Below are 14797 nucleotides of genomic sequence, written 5' to 3'. Positions count from 1 at the left end.
CTGCCGTGAAGAACGCCTGCCATAATGCATCCTCCGCCTGACGCGTCAGCGCCAACGATGCACCATCACACTCCGGGACTACACACCTAGAGCATGTTCCAGCGAGGTGGATACTGGCTCGCGTGAAGAAAATACCACCACACGGAGACTTAGAGTATTTTCCGTGATCCAGGGATCATGGAAAATGCTCTGATCCTCACGGCTCTCGACCCGCGCTCTCGCGCTTGGCCTCGGCCCGGCACCGGTCCGAACAGTAGCGGACCTCGTCCCAGACCCGCGCCCACTTCTTGCGCCACGCAAAGGGCTTCGCGCAGTGCGCACAGGTCTTTTGCGGCAGGTCGCCCTTGCGCACCATCTTGCCCATGCGCTCAGCGCCCGATCTGAGCGGCCTCGGCGAGGCCCACCGGCGACCAGCGGGTGATCTGAATGAACCCGTCGCGGGCCGCGACCACGACGTGGCGGCGGTGGCGGTGGACGACCGTGCCGGGCACGTGGCCGTGGGCCTCGCGCCAGCCACCGGCCTCGGCGACGTAGACGCGGACGTCGCCGAGCCGCGCCAGGGTCTCGATCGAGCCGAAGGCCCGGACGCGTCGCAGGATCGCGGCGACGTCCTTGCGGAAGTCGAGGGTGCGGTCGGCGTCGCCGGCGCGCGGCCAGTACGAGCCGTCGCCCTGCGGCTCCGGGCGGCGCCAGCGGGCGGGCAGCTCGCGGGCGATCGGACCAGCGGCGAGGCGGCGTGCCGCCATCTGGCACTTGGCGAGCAGGGTCTCGTGGTTCTCCAGCGCGTCCATGGGAAACAGGTCCTGCGCGAGGATGTCGCCGGTGTCGAAGCCCTCCTCGGCGAGCACGTGGGCGGTGACGCCCCAGGTCTCGTAGCCCTCCTCCACCGCCCGGAACAGCGGGTAGGGGCCGCGCCCGGTCGGCAGCGGCGCGGGATGGACGTTGAGGGCGAAGGCCGCGCACGCGCGCCAGCCGGTGACGAGCCAGGGGTAGCCCGCCACCACCAGCGCCCAGTCGCGCCCGTGCGCGGCGTTCAGCGCATCGAGGTCGGCCTTCTTCAGCCGCGAGAGCTGCATCGGCAGCCGATGCTGCCGGGCGCGGGCGACCACGACCTCGTTGTGGTCGTAGAGGCCGTCGCAGGGGCGCGTGAACAGCTTGATCGGGGTCCAGCCAGCCTCGATCAGGGCCTCGAACACGCCCCCGAGGAAATCGATGCCGGCGAAGGCGAACTTCATGGGTTTCGACGCTCCGGTACGCGCGACGGCCTGCGACCTCATGGATGGGCCGGGCGGGCCGGTGCCGACTCCCACCGCCGGCCCGTCCGCCTTAGCTTGATCTTGTCGAACCGTCTTCCCCGGCAAGGGGGCGTCTGCGACGGTCCGGCAGGGGAAGCGAGCATGCGGCGGGTCCTGATCTACGGCGGCACGGGCGGCATCGGCCTCGCGACCGCCCACGCGCTCCGCGCGCGCGACTTCGCGCTCCACCTCGCGGCCCGCGACGGCGAGCGGCTGGCGGCGGCGGCGGCCGAACTCGGCGAGACCACGTTCACCGCCGGCGACGTCGCCGATCCGGACTTCTTCGCCCGCGCGACGGCGGAGGCCGGCGATGCGCTCGCCGGCCTCGTCTACGCCGTCGGCACGATCAACCTGCGCCCGCTCGCGCGGCTGACGCGGGCTGACGTGGAGACCGATTTCCGCATCAACGCGCTCGGCGCCTTCTGCGCGGTCCAGGCGGCGGCGAGCGCCCTCAAGGCCGGCGCGGGCGAGGCGGGGTCGGGGATCGTGCTGTTCTCCACCGTCGCCGCGGCGCAGGGGTTCCCGGCGCACGCATCGGTCGCGATGGCCAAGGGTGCGGTCGAGGGGCTCGCCCTGTCGCTCGCGGCCGAGCTCGCGCCGCAGATCCGCGTGAACGTGGTGGCGCCGTCGCTGACGCGCACGCCGCTCGCCGCCGCGATCACCGGCAACGCGACGCTGGCCCAGGGCATCGCGGCGATGCACGCCCTCCAACGCCTCGGCACGCCGGAGGACATCGCCGGGCTCGCCGCCTTCCTCGTCTCGGCCGAGGCCGGCTGGATCACCGGGCAGGTCATCGGTGCCGATGGCGGCCGCTCGATGCTGCGGACCAAGGGCTGATCCGCTTGGCCGTGAACGAAGGGACGAACCCCGGCCGGACCCTGCGCTTCGTCCTCGGCGACCAGCTCAACCGCCGCGTGTCGAGCCTCACGGACCTCGATCCCGACCACGACGTGGTGCTGATCGTCGAGGTGACGGCGGAGGCGACCTATGTCCGCCACCACAAGCAGAAGATCGCCTTCCTGTTCTCGGCGATGCGCCACTTCGCGGCGGAGCTGGCGGCGGACGGCGTCGCCGTCGACTACGTCCGCCTCGACGATCCCGGCAACACCGGCAGCTTCACCGGGGAACTCGGTCGCGCCGTCGCGCGGCACGCGCCCGCGCGCATCGTCGTGACCGAACCCGGCGAGTGGCGGGTCTGGACGATGATGCAGGGCTGGCGCGACGACCTCCCCGTTCCGGTCGAGATCCGCGACGACAACCGCTTCCTCTGCCCGCGCCGCGACTTTGCCGACTGGGCCGGCGACCGGCGCAGCTTGCGCATGGAGACGTTCTACCGCGGCATGCGCCGCCGCACCGGCCTGCTGATGGACGGCGGCGAGCCCGTCGGCGGGCAGTGGCACTTCGATTCGGACAACCGCAAGCGGCTGCCGAAGGGCCACGCGCCGCCCGATCGCCTGCGCTTCGCGCCGGATGCGACGACGCGGGACGTGATCGCGCTCGTCGCCAGGGAATTTACCGGGCATTTCGGCGACCTCGACGAGTTCGGCTGGCCGGTGACGCGCGCCGAGGCGCTCCGGGCGCTCAAGCATTTCATCGCCGACACGCTGCCCACCTTCGGCGATTACCAGGACGCGATGAAGACCGGGGCGCCGTTCCTCTCCCACGCCCTGCTCTCGCCGGCGCTGAACGCCGGCCTGCTCACGGCGGAGGAGGTGTGCCAGGCGGCCGAGCGCGCCTATCGCGAGGGCGCGGCGCCGCTCAACGCCGTCGAGGGCTTCATCCGCCAGATCCTCGGCTGGCGCGAATACGTGCGCGGGCTCTACTGGGCGCGGATGCCGGCCTATGCCGAGACCAACGCGCTGAACGCCACCCGCGACCTGCCGCAGTTCTACTGGTCGGGCGACACGCCGATGAACTGCCTCGCGCAGGTGGTCGCCGAGACGAAGGCGCACGCCTACGCCCACCACATCCAGCGCCTGATGGTGACGGGAAACTTCGCGCTGCTCGCCGGGCTGGCACCGGCCCAGGTCGAGGAATGGTACCTGATCGTCTTCGCCGACGCCTACGAATGGGTCGAACTGCCCAACGTCCACGGCATGGTGCTGTGGGCGGACGGCGGCGTGATGGGCTCGAAGCCCTACGCGGCCTCCGGCGCCTACATCAACCGGATGTCGGATTACTGCGGCGCCTGCGCCTACGACGTCGGCAGCAAGGCCGGCGCGAGGGCCTGCCCGTTCAACTACCTCTACTGGAACTTCCTCATCGCCAACGCCGAGCGTCTGGCGGGAAACCCGCGCATGGCGATGCCGTATCGGACGCTTGCGAAGATGGATGACGGACGAAGGACCGAAATCGTGGCGGATGCCGCGCGGTTCCTAGACGGGTTGAACGGCGGACCGCCCGTTTAAAGCGGTGTGCCTCCTCACCACGGCGTCCACACCGAGAGCGCGACGTAGGGGCTCGGCCGCGTCTCGCTCGATTCGATCTGCACCCCGCCCGACAGGCGGAAGCTGTAGCGCCCGAAAGCGAAGTCGGTGGCGTGGACCCCGAGATTCCATTTCACGTAGCCGCTGCGGTCGGCGTAGAGGCTCGCCTCCGGCCCGAGATACGCGCCCCAGAGCCGGTAGCCAAGGCCGAGGCGGGTCCAGGCGGAATCCCGCGCCGAACCGAGGATGATGGTCGCCTGCACCAGAGTCTCCGCGGTCGGGCGCGCCCAGATCTCGCCGTGCAGGCGCAGGCCCCACCGGACCGGCAGCGTCGCCACGCCGCGTCCGTCGGTCAGTGCCTCGACCGCGCCCTCCGGGCCGGCGAAGGCCGCCACCACGCCCCAGTCGGCGAACCACTGGTAGCCGACCAGCGCCGCTCCGAGGGCGGTGTAGCGCGCAAGGCTCGGTGCGGCGACGAAGGGCGCACAGGCGCAGGCGCCCTCGGCGCGGCGCCCGCCGCCGGCGCTTGCCAGGATCACCAAGCCCGGCCGGTCGAGCCTGTCGAACGCGACCTTCGCGCCGACCGTCAGGAAGCTCGCCGCGCCGGCATCCAGGCTTCCGAACAGCAGGGTGTCGACCTCGCCGGCGCCGGCCGCACCGGCGTCGAGCGCCCAGGCGAACAGCACGAGCGCCGCACGGACCGCCTCACCGCGTCGTCGCGATCGCGCCGCGAGCCTCGCCAAACCGGTGCCTCCTCAGTGGAGGGCCAAATCTATAGAGATCATGATCGAAACGAGCGCCCTCGTCCACTATTTCCGTGAACTGTATAAATCCAGGCGCCATTCGATCCAGGCCGTTGCAGAAAATCCGGCAGACAGGAACTGAACTATACTCTAGGTAAAATATAAGGGCGTTAACATACCTGAAGGAAATTTTATCCGCTCAAAGTGGCGGTGTGGCGGGGCCGATCGCGCCGCCGCCGCGCCGGTGATCATGCGGCGGTCCCCGCGCTCGGGCCCCGTGCTTGGCGCCGATGCCGAACTCGGCTAGAGCCCGCGCCTGGACAGCAACCTGCGGCCACGTTTTGTATTCCGGCGCCCGAACGTCCGACGTCCTCACGGTTCTCGCGAGCCAGGAGGGTGAACGCCTGACCGTCGGCGACATCGTCGCGGTGCTGCGGGATCGCGCCTTCGCGCTGCTCGTCGTCCTGCTCGGGTTGCCCAACTGCCTGCCGATGCCGCCGCCGATCCCCCTGGTCTGCGGCCTGCTTCTGCTGCTCGTGGCGGTGCAGATCGCCATCGGCAAGGCGTCGCCCTGGCTGCCGCGGGCGCTGCTCGGGCGATCGATCGCCCGGAAGGACGTGGAGCGCGCGGTCCGGCGCGCGGTGCCGGTGCTGCGGCGGCTGGAGCGGTGGTCGCGCCCGCGCATGAGCGTGTTCGAGACCGCGCTCGGCATGCGCGGCATGGGCGTCGCGCTGCTGACGCTCTCGCTCGCCCTGATCGTCGCGGCGCCGGTGATCGGCCAGATCCCGCTCGGGCTCGCGGTGTGCCTCGTCGGCCTCGGGCTGGTCGAGCGCGACGGCATCGTCGTGCTGGTCGGGCTCGCCGTCGGCACGCTCGGCGTGCTGCTCAACGCCGGCTTCGCCTACGCGATCGTCGCCGGGATCATCAGCCTCTTCCGCCTCTGATCGCCGCCGCCTGCCGGCGTGCCGACAGATCCCCTGGGGCTCACGCTTCGAGGTGGCGCGGCTTGACGAGGCGATAGAGCAGGCCGCCGCGGGGGCCGGCCAGCATCGAGACGAGGTAGAGGCTGCCGGCCGCGAGCACGATCGCCGGTCCGGTCGGCAGGTCGAGGTGGTAGGACAGGCTCAGGCCCGAGACGCTCGCGAGCACCGCGATCAGCATAGAGGCCGGGATCAGGCCGCCGAGGTCGCGCGCCCAGAACCGGGCGGCAATCGCCGGCAGCAGCATCAGCCCGACGGCGAGCAGGGTGCCGAGCGCCTGGAACCCGCCGACGAGGTTCATCACCACCAGCCCGAGGAAGGCGTAGTGCACCGGGCCGCCCGCCCGGCTCACGGTGCGCAGGAACAGCGGATCGACGCATTCCATCACCAGCGGCCGGTAGAGCAGCGCCAGGCCGAACAGCGTCACCGTGGCGATGCCGCCGAGCAGCAGCAGGGCCGGGTCGTCGAGCGCCAGGACCGTGCCGAACAGGATGTGCAGCAGGTCGATCTGCGAGCCGCGCATCGACACCAGCAGGACGCCGGCGGCGAGCGAGATCAGGTAGAAGGCGGCGAGACTCGCATCCTCGCGGATCACGGTGGAGCGGGTGACGAGGCCGGCGAGCAGCGCCACGGCGAGCCCCGCGACGAGGCCGCCGAGCGTCATCGCCGGCAGCGACAGGCCGGCGGCGAGGAAGCCGACCGCGGCGCCGGGCAGGATGGCGTGGCTCATCGCCTCGCTCATCAGGCTCATCCGCCGCAGCATCAGGAAGACGCCGACCGGCGGCGCCGAGAGCGACAGCGCGAGGCAGCCGACCAGGGCGCGCCGCATGAAGCCGAACTCGACGAACGGTGCGAGGACGTCGATCACGCCGCGGTCCCGTGCTCGTCGGACGGGACCGCGTGGCGGTGATGGTCGTGCGCGTGATCGGCATGGCTGCGTGCGTCGTCGGCCGGATGGGCGTGGTCGCGGGCGCAGATCGGCGCCGCCTCGTCCCAGGCCTCCGACAGGCGCGTGGCGCGCGCGAGGTTCGGCCCGGAGAGCACCGCGGCCGTCGGCCCCCACGCGACGGGCTCGCGGGCGAGCAGCAGGGTCTGCGGGAAGTGGGCGCGGACCTGGCCGAGGTCGTGGAGCGCCGCGACGATGGTCCGCCCCTCGCCGTGCCAGGTGCGGATCAGCGCGATGAGATCCTGCGTCGTGCGCGCGTCGACCCCGGTGAACGGCTCGTCGAGGAGGATCACCTGCGCATCCTGCAGGATCAGGCGGGCAAACAGCGCCCGCTGGAACTGCCCGCCCGACAGGGTGCCGATCGGCCGGCCCTCGAAGCCGGCGAGCCCGACGGCATCCAGGGCCGCCAGCACGGCGCCGCGGTGGCCGAGCAGGCTCCGCCACGCGCCCGCGCGGCGCCACAGCCCCATGCTGGCGAGGTCGAGGACGCTCAGCGGGAACGCGCGGTCGATCTCGTCGGCCTGCGGCAGGTAGGCGACCGCGCGGGCGGGGGCGCCGCGCAGGATGCGCCCGTCCAGGCACGGGATCTCGCCGACGAGGCCCTTCAGCAGGGTCGACTTGCCGGCGCCGTTCGGCCCGACGAGGGCGAGCAGGTCGCCGCGCCGGATGGTGCCGTCGAGGTGATGCACCGCCGGGTGCCGGTCGTAGCCGAGCGTCAGCCCCGCGAGCCGGATGTCGCCCGCCGCCGTCGTGCCCGCCGGAGGGCTCACGCGCGCACGGCCCAGGCGATCGCGAGCCAGATCGGTCCGGCGAGCGCCGCGGCGAGGCCGAGGCGGACGGTAAGGCCGCTGCGGAACAGCGAGGGGGCCGAAGCGGCCGGCGGACGGAATCTCTGCGGCACGGTCATCGTCGTTGTCGGGGAAGGGCGTCGGCGGGTCCCGATCCGTTGCCGGGATCGGGGGGGCGGCCTATAATCGGCGTGATACACTGTAACACCCGCGGCGTTCAATCGGGACGCCCGCCAAGCAAGGATCGGGATGCACGACCACGCCGGGCCTGCGCAGGCCGAGGGCTGCGGGCACGTTCCGGCGGCGATCGCGCGCGCCGAGCAACTCTGCCGGGAGCGCGCCCTTCACTTCACCAAGCTCCGGCACGACGTGCTCCTGGCGGTGGCCGAGACGGCCAGGCCGATGGGCGCCTACGACATCGCGGAGCGCCTGAGCGGCCCGGATCGGCGGGTCGCCGCGGTGTCGGTCTACCGGGCGCTCGACTTCCTCACGGAGAACGGCCTCGTCCACCGCATCGCCAGCCGCAACGCCTTCGTCTCCTGCGCCCACGAGCACGACGCCGGAGAGGGGCTCGTGTTCCTGATCTGCCGCAGTTGCGGCGGCATCGACGAGACCACGTCGCCGGAGATCGAGGCCGGGCTCGGACGCACCCTGGAGCGGGCGGGTTTCCGCCCGGCGAGCCGAATCCTCGAAGTCGAGGGCGAGTGCGGCGCCTGCCACGAGCGGCACGCCCAGGCGTCGCGCTGAACGCGAGACGCGGCGGTGGCGGTCGGGGCCGCGTTCCGACGGAACCGGGGCCTGGTCAGAACGCGTTGCGGTAGGCGCGCCGGGAGAACAGCGTCTGGATCATGATCTGGATGTCGAACCAGATCGACCAGTTGTCGATGTAGTGCAGGTCGTGGCTGACGCGGCGCTCCATGTCGAGGTCGGTCAGCGTCTCGCCGCGCAGGCCGTTGACCTGCGCCCAGCCGGTGATGCCGGGGCGCACGTTGTGGCGGCGGGCGTAGAGCGCGATGCGCCGTTCGAAGCTGCGGTCGTGGGCGAGCGCGTGCGGGCGCGGCCCGACCAGCGACATCTCGCCCTTCAGCACGTTGAGGAGCTGCGGCAGTTCGTCGAGGTTCGAGCGGCGCAGGAAGGCGCCGATGCGGGTGATGCGCGCATCGTTGCGCGCGGCCTGCTTGAACACCGCCTCGGCCTCGACCTTCATGCTGCGGAACTTGAACACGCCGAAGGGCTGCTGGTTGAAGCCGTAGCGTTTCTGCCGGAAGAACACCGGCCCGGGGCTGTCGAGCTTGATCGCCACCGCGACGGCGGCCAGCACCGGGCTCAGCACCACGAGCGCGGTCGCGGCGAGCGTGAGGTCGAGGGCGCGCTTCATCAGCACCTCGGCCATGCTCAGCGGCCGGCGGCCGATGTTGATGCCCGACAGCCGGCCGACGCGCGACACCCGCATGTCGGGGAAACGGTCGAGCACCGAACCGGGGCGCAGGTGCAGGGCGGCCGGCACCCGCAGGAACGCGTCGATGCAACGCTCGACCTCGGCCGTGTCGGCCCACGGCACCAGGATGAACACGTCGTCGGGGCGCAGGAACCGCACCACGGAGACCGCAAGGTCGAGGTCCTCGGACATCTGGGCATGGCGCGTCGCCGCGTCGGCGCGCGTGTCGACCCGGCGCAGGTAGCTCGTGCCGACGACGCGCAGGCCCAGCGCATCCGCCTCGTTGCTGGCATAGAAGCGTGCGATGTCGTCCTCGAACCCGACGAGGTGGACGCGGCTGACCGAGGCCGAGGCCGGCGTCACGCCGCGGCGCACGAGACCGATCATCGCCGCGCGCGCCAGCATCAGCGCCGGCAACCCCGTGACGAAGACCGTCGCCGCGACGAAGCGCGAGACCTCGTTGGTCGTCTTGGTGGCAAAGCCCACGACCAGCGCCGCGGCCCAGGCCACGAGCCAGAGCGCCGCACTGCGCTGGAGCGACGCCTTCTGCGCCAGCATCGCTTCGATCGCGTATTCCTCGCGCAGCGCGCAGGTCGACACGATGACCAGCGAAAGAAGACCGGAGAGCTGCAGCCCCCAGCCCGCCGAGAGCGGCAGCAGGCCGCCGTTGAGCAGGTAGAAATACCCGTACTCGACCACCAGGGCGGTCGCGACGATCGCCAGGATGTCCGCGACCGCGACCGAGGCCGAGATGCCGACCCGGAACGCGGCCCGCCGCCGCCGCGGCAACAGCGCCGTCCAGACGCTGCGCCGACGTTCGGCCGAGGTCGGGAGCGGCTGGAAGGTCTCGGGGAGGCGATCTTGAAACATCTGGCGCGCCATGTTCCGAAATGAACCGGACGGTGTCCCGGACTGACGCGGAGATTGCCGCGGCCCGATCACGCCTGGACTATGGAGCAAGGGCGGGGCCGTGATCTTGCTGCCGGATCATCTCCCGCAAGACGACACAGGCTTACGGGCCGTCATAGGGTCCCGCAACACCTGGAGACTACCGAGACGACGTTTGCCCGTGCATCACCCGATCGCGCGCAACCGGGACGATGCCCCGTCCATACGGCCATCCGCGCAGGGTCGGGTGCAGGGCCAAGCGTCACGCCATCGTGATGGGCCGCGCGGGTGGTGCGGCGGCGGTGCTTTGCGCATAGAGCATTTTCCATGATCCCTGGATCACAGAAAATACTCTAAGTCTTTGTGTGGTCGCATTTTCTTCACGCGAGCCGGTATCCACCTCGCTGGAAAATGCTCTAAGAGGAGCTTGGCATGGGTGCCGGCATGAGCGCGGCCGCAACCCGGACCGCGCATGTTCCGGAGCGGCCATTTCTGGAGCGGCTATGGACGCACCGCACAGCGAGACCGTCGAAGCGGGGCTGCGGCCGTCGGCGCCGGCCGGCACGGCGTTCGCGATCCTTGCGGGCCTCGGCCTGTCCCACCTGCTGAACGACCTCGTCCAGTCGCTGCTGCCGGCGCTCTACCCGCTGCTCAAGGCGCGCTTCGCCCTCGATTTCGGGCAGGTCGGCCTGATCACCTTCGTGTTCCAGATCACGGCGTCGATCCTGCAGCCGGTCGTCGGGCTCTACACCGACCGCAGGCCGCTGCCGTTCTCGCTCGCGGTCGGCATGGGCCTCTCGCTCGCCGGCCTGCTCCTGCTGTCGGGTGCCTTCACCTTCGCGATGCTGCTCGCGGCCGCGGCCCTGGTCGGGTTCGGCTCGGCGATCTTCCACCCGGAAGCCTCTCGGGTCGCCCGCCTCGCGGCGGGCGGACGCTACGGGCTCGCCCAGTCGACGTTCCAGGTCGGCGGCAATGCCGGCACGGCGCTCGGGCCGCTGCTCGCGGCGTTCGTGGTTGTGCCGAACGGCCAGGGCAGCGTCGCCTGGTTCTCGCTCGCCGCGCTCGCCGGCATCGCGATCCTCGCCGCCGTCGGCCGGTGGTATCGCGGACAGCTGGCCGCCGCGCCCCGGGCCGCCGGCATCCGGCGGAGCGCCGCCGGCACCCTCTCGCGGGCCAGGATCGGCGGCACGGTCGCCGTGCTGCTGGCGCTGATCTTCTCGAAATACGTCTACATGGCGAGCTTCTCGTCGTACTACACGTTCTACCTGATCCACCGGTTCGGGATATCGGTCGGCCGGTCGCAGATCTACCTGTTCGTGTTCCTCGGCGCGGTCGCCGCCGGCACGATCCTCGGCGGCCCGATCGGCGACCGCTTCGGGCGCAAGCCGGTGATCTGGGGCTCGATCCTCGGCGTGCTGCCGTTCACGCTGGTCCTGCCGCATGTCGGGCTGGCCTGGACCGTGATCCTGACGGTGCCGATCGGGATGATCCTCGCCTCGGCGATGCCGGCGATCCTGGTCTACGCGCAGGACTTGCTGCCGGGACGGGTCGGGCTGGTCGGCGGCCTGTTCTTCGGCTTCGCCTTCGGGATGGGCGGCCTCGGAGCGGCGATCCTCGGGGAACTCGCCGACCGTGTCGGCATCGTGCAGATCTACGGGCTCTGCGCCTACCTGCCGTTGCTCGGGCTGCTCGCGGTCTTCCTGCCGCGCCTGGGCCCGACGCCCTGACCGGCTCCACGCGAGGCGGCCGGTCAGGCGCAAGGCGGCCAGGCGAGGCAGGATCAGGCGGCCGCGTCCGCCGCGTCCTGCCGTTCGACGGTCTGGATAGTCTCGAAGCCCTCGAATTGCGGGTGCCCGAGATAGAGCGGCTTCGTGGTCGGCACGCGGCTATGGGCCTTGCGGAACTGCTCGGAGCGGGTCCAGCCCTCGAAGTCGGCCTTGGAGCGCCAGATCGTGTGCGAAGCGTAGAGGACGTGGTCCTCGGCCTCGGGGCCGCGCAGGAGCTGGAACTCCACGAATCCCGCCATCTCGCCGAGATGGCTGTCGCGGCCGAGCCAGACCTGCTCGAAATCCGTTGTCGATTCCTTAACCACCTTGAAGCGATTCATAGCGATGAACATGGGTGTCTCCATCCTTGGGCGATGCGGGCCTTTGGCGATGCGTCCGCCGAACTCTACTCCAGGCGGCCCCGGACACGGAACCCGCTGCGGTGCCGCGGCGGCGGACTGGTGCCCGGGATGGGGATGGATCGAAACGATGGCGCGCGGTCCGACGCGTGCCGTGCCGTTCCGACTCCGCGAAGGACACGGTTCCGTAACATCTCTAGACTGGAATTTTGAATAAATTCGTGTCCTAGTTGTCCTAGGTGGAGGCGTATAAGCGGCCGACGAGTGGGCCGCCGGTTGCTTCTTCCGTCCGTGGTCACGGATCGGTGAGGGCGGGGGCCCGATGTATCCCGGCTGCAAAACCACCCTGGAAACAGGGTGGACGGCCTGGGGATGAAGGCAGCACACGAACAGAGGACCGTGTCGGAACATGATGCCAAAACAGACCACCGACGTCGATCGGCTCGTCGGCCTTCGTATCACGGCGCTGCGCAAGGCGCGGGGCTTGAGCCAGACGGCCCTGGGGACCGCGGTCGGCGTAACGTTCCAGCAGGTCCAGAAATACGAGAAGGGCCAGAACCGCGTCGGCGCCGGCCGCCTGCGCGAGATCGCGCGCCTGCTCGACGTGCCGGTCTCGGCGTTCTTCGAGGAGAAGGACGACGGCGCGGCGCCGAAGGAGGACGTGTTCGCCTTCCTCAGCGCGCACGGCGCGATCGAATTGCTGCGCGCCTACGCCCTGATCGAGGACGAGCAGATGCGCCGGGACGTCCTGGCGATCGTGCGCACCGCGGCCAAGCTCGGCCAGCCGAAGGCGCCGGCCGTGATGCCGGTGGTCGCCGACGCCGGCGAATGACCACCCCCGGGTGATCGGCGAACGTCCCGAACGCCTCAGCCCGCGTCCATCGCGATCATGTGGAAGAAGGTGCCGGTGACGCGGCCGCGCCGATGGCCCGCGAAGCCGAGGTCGGCCCCGTCCGCGTCCGCCACGCGGGCGAAGGCTTCGGCTCGGCCGGGCGGCGAGGTCAGCTCGCTGGCGTAGTGGAACTCGTGGCCGACGAGGCGCGCGCCCGCACCGCCGAGCACGCCGTCCGCGCACAGATGCGCGACGCGGTATCCGAGATGCAGCTTGCGTGCCTTGTACGAGGTCGCGACCGGCAGCAGGCGCGCCATCGGATGCGCGGTGCCGGCCGCATCCTCCAGGCTCTCGCCCAGCACCATGTAGCCGCCGCACTCGCCGTGCACCGGCTTTTCGCGCGCGAAGGCCCGCAACCCGTCGAGGAAGCGCCCGGCGCCCGCGAGCCGGCCGGCATGAAGCTCCGGGTAGCCGCCCGGAAGCCAGCAGACGTCGCAATCCCCCGCCGGCGCCTCGTCGGCGAGCGGCGAGAACGGCACGATCTCGGCCCCCTGCGCCCGCCAGCCCGCCGCCTGATGCGGGTAGAGGAAGCTGAACGCCGCGTCCGCCGCGACGGCGATGCGCTGTCCCGGCGGACGGGGGAGGATGGCGGCGCTCGAGGGCGGGGCGCCCCCGGCCGCGGCCGAGAGGATCGCGTCGAGGTCGAGCCCCTGCTCGGCGAGGTCGCCGAGCCGGTCGAGGCGGGCATCGAGGTCCGCGGTCTCGCGCGCCTGGACGAGGCCGAGATGGCGCTCCGGCAGCACCAGCCCGGCATCGCGCATCAGCACGCCGAGCACCGGGATGCCGACCTGCGCGAGGCCGGCCTCCACCAGCCGTCGATGACGAATGCTCGCGACCTTGTTCAGCACGACGCCGGCGATCCGCACGCGCGGATCGTAGCGGGCGCAGCCGAGCGCCACCGCCGCCGCCGACTGCGCCGCGCCCGAGACGTCGAGGACGAGGAGGACCGGCCAGCCGTAGCGCGCGGCGATGTCGGCGTTCGCGCCGGTGCGGCCCTCGCCGGCCCGCACCCCGTCGAACAGCCCCATCGAGCCCTCAGTCACGACGATGTCGGCCTCCTCCGACGCGAGCCCGGCCACCGCATCGAGCAGGCCGGGCCCCATGGCGAAGCTGTCGAGGTTGAAGCTCGGATGCCCGGTGGCTGCCGCGTGGAAGGCCGGATCGATGTAGTCCGGCCCGCACTTGGCGCCGCGGACGCGCAGGCCCCGGCGGGCGAGCGCCCGCATCAGCGCGAGCGTCACCGTGGTCTTGCCCGAACTCGATCGCGGCGCGGCGACGAGGAGGCCGGGAACGCCGAGGCCCTGAATGCTCATGCCCTGAATGCTCATGCCGGCTCCGTCCCGACCGCGCCGCCCGGCCGGAAGCGACGGTCGTAATCGGCGGCGTAGAGCGCGCTCTCGCGAAACCCCTCCGCGCCGAGCGCCGGGCCGACGAGGATCAGCGCGGTCCGCTCGATCCCCGCCTCGGCCACCTGCGCGGCGATCGTGGCCAGCGTGCCCGCGATCACGCGCTCGTCCGGCCAGGACGCGCGGAACACCACCGCCGCGGGACAGTGCGCGCCGTAGAACGGCATCAGTTCGGCGGCGACCGTGTCGGTGACGTGGATCGAGAGGTGAAGCGCCAGCGTCGCGCCGGTGGCGGCGAAGGCGGCGAGCGTCTCGCGCTCCGGCATCGCGCTCGCCCGCCCCGGGGTGCGGGTGAGGACGACCGACTGCGCCACCCCCGGCACCGTCAACTCGCGCCGCAGCAGGGCGGCGGCGGCGGCAAAGGCGGGCACGCCCGGCGTCACGGTGTAGGGGATGCCGAGCCGGTCGAGCCGGCGCATCTGCTCGGCGAGCGCGCTCCAGATCGAGAGGTCGCCGGAATGCAGCCGGGCGACGTCCTGTCCTAGCGCATGCGCCGCCTCGATCTCGGCGACGATGGCGTCGAGGTCGAGCGGCGCGGTGTCGACGATCCGCGCGCCCGGCGGGCACCACCCGAGGATCTCGGGCGCGACGAGCGAGCCGGCATGCAGGCAGACCGGGCAGGCCGCGATCCGGTCGCGCCCGCGGACGGTGATGAGGTCGGCCGCACCCGGCCCGGCGCCGATGAAATGGACGGTCATGCGCGGTCCCCGTGCCACCGCCGGACGGGCTCCGCGGCCTCGCCTTCGCCGAGGACGGAGCGGGGAACGTCCGCGCTTCGGGATTCCGGATTCACGCATCGCGCGGCGCGTCCGGGTGATGCGCGTTTCCCTCTCCCCCCTGCGGGAGAGGGTGGCCCGCGAGCTAAGTCGG

16 protein-coding genes are annotated in these 14797 nt (G+C 71.5%); 6 read left to right on the top strand and 10 right to left on the bottom strand.

Annotation, left to right across the window (positions count from 1 at the left end; genetic code table 11):
- Positions 1-196 precede the first annotated feature (196 nt).
- Both ACFE86_RS03315 and ACFE86_RS03310 read right to left on the bottom strand, forming a co-directional pair.
- Positions 197-364: a DUF2256 domain-containing protein gene (locus tag ACFE86_RS03315; RefSeq protein ID WP_375453906.1), complete on the bottom strand. Its 168-nt coding sequence runs from the start codon at positions 362-364 to the stop codon at positions 197-199.
- Between the two features lie 4 nt (positions 365-368).
- Positions 369-1235 (bottom strand): formyltransferase family protein, encoded by an 867-nt coding sequence (locus tag ACFE86_RS03310; protein WP_375453905.1) that lies wholly within the window; start codon positions 1233-1235, stop codon positions 369-371.
- 162 nt (positions 1236-1397) lie between these two features.
- Here ACFE86_RS03310 and ACFE86_RS03305 point away from each other — a divergent pair, with 162 nt between their 5' ends.
- Both ACFE86_RS03305 and ACFE86_RS03300 read left to right on the top strand, forming a co-directional pair.
- Positions 1398-2132 carry an SDR family NAD(P)-dependent oxidoreductase gene (locus ACFE86_RS03305; protein WP_375453904.1) on the top strand — a complete coding sequence of 245 codons (735 nt, stop codon included), beginning with the start codon at positions 1398-1400 and terminating at the stop codon, positions 2130-2132.
- Between the two features lie 11 nt (positions 2133-2143).
- Positions 2144-3703, top strand: coding sequence for a cryptochrome/photolyase family protein (locus tag ACFE86_RS03300; RefSeq protein WP_375453903.1), 1560 nt, complete (start codon positions 2144-2146; stop codon positions 3701-3703).
- Between the two features lie 14 nt (positions 3704-3717).
- Here ACFE86_RS03300 and bcsS read toward each other — a convergent pair whose 3' ends face one another.
- Entirely contained in the window at positions 3718-4464 is a 747-nt protein-coding gene (gene bcsS, locus ACFE86_RS03295; protein ID WP_375453902.1) for a cellulose biosynthesis protein BcsS, read from the bottom strand.
- Positions 4465-4805: 341 nt separating this feature from the next.
- On the opposite strand from bcsS, the gene ACFE86_RS03290 reads away from it, so the two are divergent.
- Positions 4806-5408: an exopolysaccharide biosynthesis protein gene (locus ACFE86_RS03290; protein ID WP_375453901.1), complete on the top strand. Its 603-nt coding sequence runs from the start codon at positions 4806-4808 to the stop codon at positions 5406-5408.
- A 40-nt stretch (positions 5409-5448) separates the two neighbouring features.
- On the opposite strand, the gene ACFE86_RS03285 is transcribed toward ACFE86_RS03290, so the two are convergent.
- From ACFE86_RS03285 to ACFE86_RS03275, 3 genes are read right to left on the bottom strand one after another with little or no spacing between them, the layout of a single operon-like run.
- Positions 5449-6273 carry a metal ABC transporter permease gene (locus ACFE86_RS03285; RefSeq protein ID WP_375453910.1) on the bottom strand — a complete coding sequence of 275 codons (825 nt, stop codon included), beginning with the start codon at positions 6271-6273 and terminating at the stop codon, positions 5449-5451.
- A 35-nt stretch (positions 6274-6308) separates the two neighbouring features.
- Complete coding sequence (locus ACFE86_RS03280; RefSeq protein ID WP_375453900.1) at positions 6309-7160, bottom strand: metal ABC transporter ATP-binding protein; 852 nt, start codon at positions 7158-7160, stop codon at positions 6309-6311.
- Complete coding sequence (locus ACFE86_RS03275) at positions 7157-7291, bottom strand: hypothetical protein (protein WP_375453899.1); 135 nt, start codon at positions 7289-7291, stop codon at positions 7157-7159. The genes ACFE86_RS03280 and ACFE86_RS03275 overlap by 4 nt, the downstream gene beginning before the upstream one ends.
- A gap of 136 nt (positions 7292-7427) precedes the next feature.
- Between ACFE86_RS03275 and ACFE86_RS03270 the strand changes: the two genes are divergently transcribed.
- Positions 7428-7925, top strand: coding sequence for a Fur family transcriptional regulator (locus ACFE86_RS03270; RefSeq protein WP_375453898.1), 498 nt, complete (start codon positions 7428-7430; stop codon positions 7923-7925).
- A gap of 55 nt (positions 7926-7980) precedes the next feature.
- On the opposite strand, the gene ACFE86_RS03265 is transcribed toward ACFE86_RS03270, so the two are convergent.
- A complete protein-coding gene (locus tag ACFE86_RS03265; RefSeq protein WP_375453897.1) occupies positions 7981-9486 on the bottom strand; it encodes an exopolysaccharide biosynthesis polyprenyl glycosylphosphotransferase in 1506 nt (501 codons plus the stop codon).
- Positions 9487-10007: 521 nt separating this feature from the next.
- Here ACFE86_RS03265 and ACFE86_RS03260 point away from each other — a divergent pair.
- The gene (locus ACFE86_RS03260; protein ID WP_375453896.1) at positions 10008-11231 is read left to right on the top strand and encodes an MFS transporter; all 1224 of its coding nucleotides are present in this window, start codon (positions 10008-10010) and stop codon (positions 11229-11231) included.
- Positions 11232-11284: 53 nt separating this feature from the next.
- Here ACFE86_RS03260 and ACFE86_RS03255 read toward each other — a convergent pair whose 3' ends face one another.
- Positions 11285-11623, bottom strand: coding sequence for an antibiotic biosynthesis monooxygenase family protein (locus tag ACFE86_RS03255; protein ID WP_375453895.1), 339 nt, complete (start codon positions 11621-11623; stop codon positions 11285-11287).
- A 415-nt stretch (positions 11624-12038) separates the two neighbouring features.
- On the opposite strand from ACFE86_RS03255, the gene ACFE86_RS03250 reads away from it, so the two are divergent.
- A complete protein-coding gene (locus ACFE86_RS03250; protein ID WP_375453894.1) occupies positions 12039-12461 on the top strand; it encodes a helix-turn-helix domain-containing protein in 423 nt (140 codons plus the stop codon).
- A gap of 35 nt (positions 12462-12496) precedes the next feature.
- On the opposite strand, the gene ACFE86_RS03245 is transcribed toward ACFE86_RS03250, so the two are convergent.
- A complete protein-coding gene (locus ACFE86_RS03245; protein WP_375453893.1) occupies positions 12497-13849 on the bottom strand; it encodes a cobyrinate a,c-diamide synthase in 1353 nt (450 codons plus the stop codon).
- Positions 13846-14625 (bottom strand): precorrin-4 C(11)-methyltransferase, encoded by a 780-nt coding sequence (cobM, locus tag ACFE86_RS03240; RefSeq protein ID WP_375453892.1) that lies wholly within the window; start codon positions 14623-14625, stop codon positions 13846-13848. Before cobM ends, ACFE86_RS03245 begins: the two co-directional genes overlap by 4 nt.
- Between the last annotated feature and the right edge of the window lie 172 nt (positions 14626-14797).

The organism is uncultured Methylobacterium sp. (genome assembly GCF_964244095.1).
Classification (GTDB): domain Bacteria; phylum Pseudomonadota; class Alphaproteobacteria; order Rhizobiales; family Beijerinckiaceae; genus Methylobacterium.
Note: the sequence above shows the minus strand (reverse complement) of the source record. Positions and strands in the feature narration are given on the sequence as shown.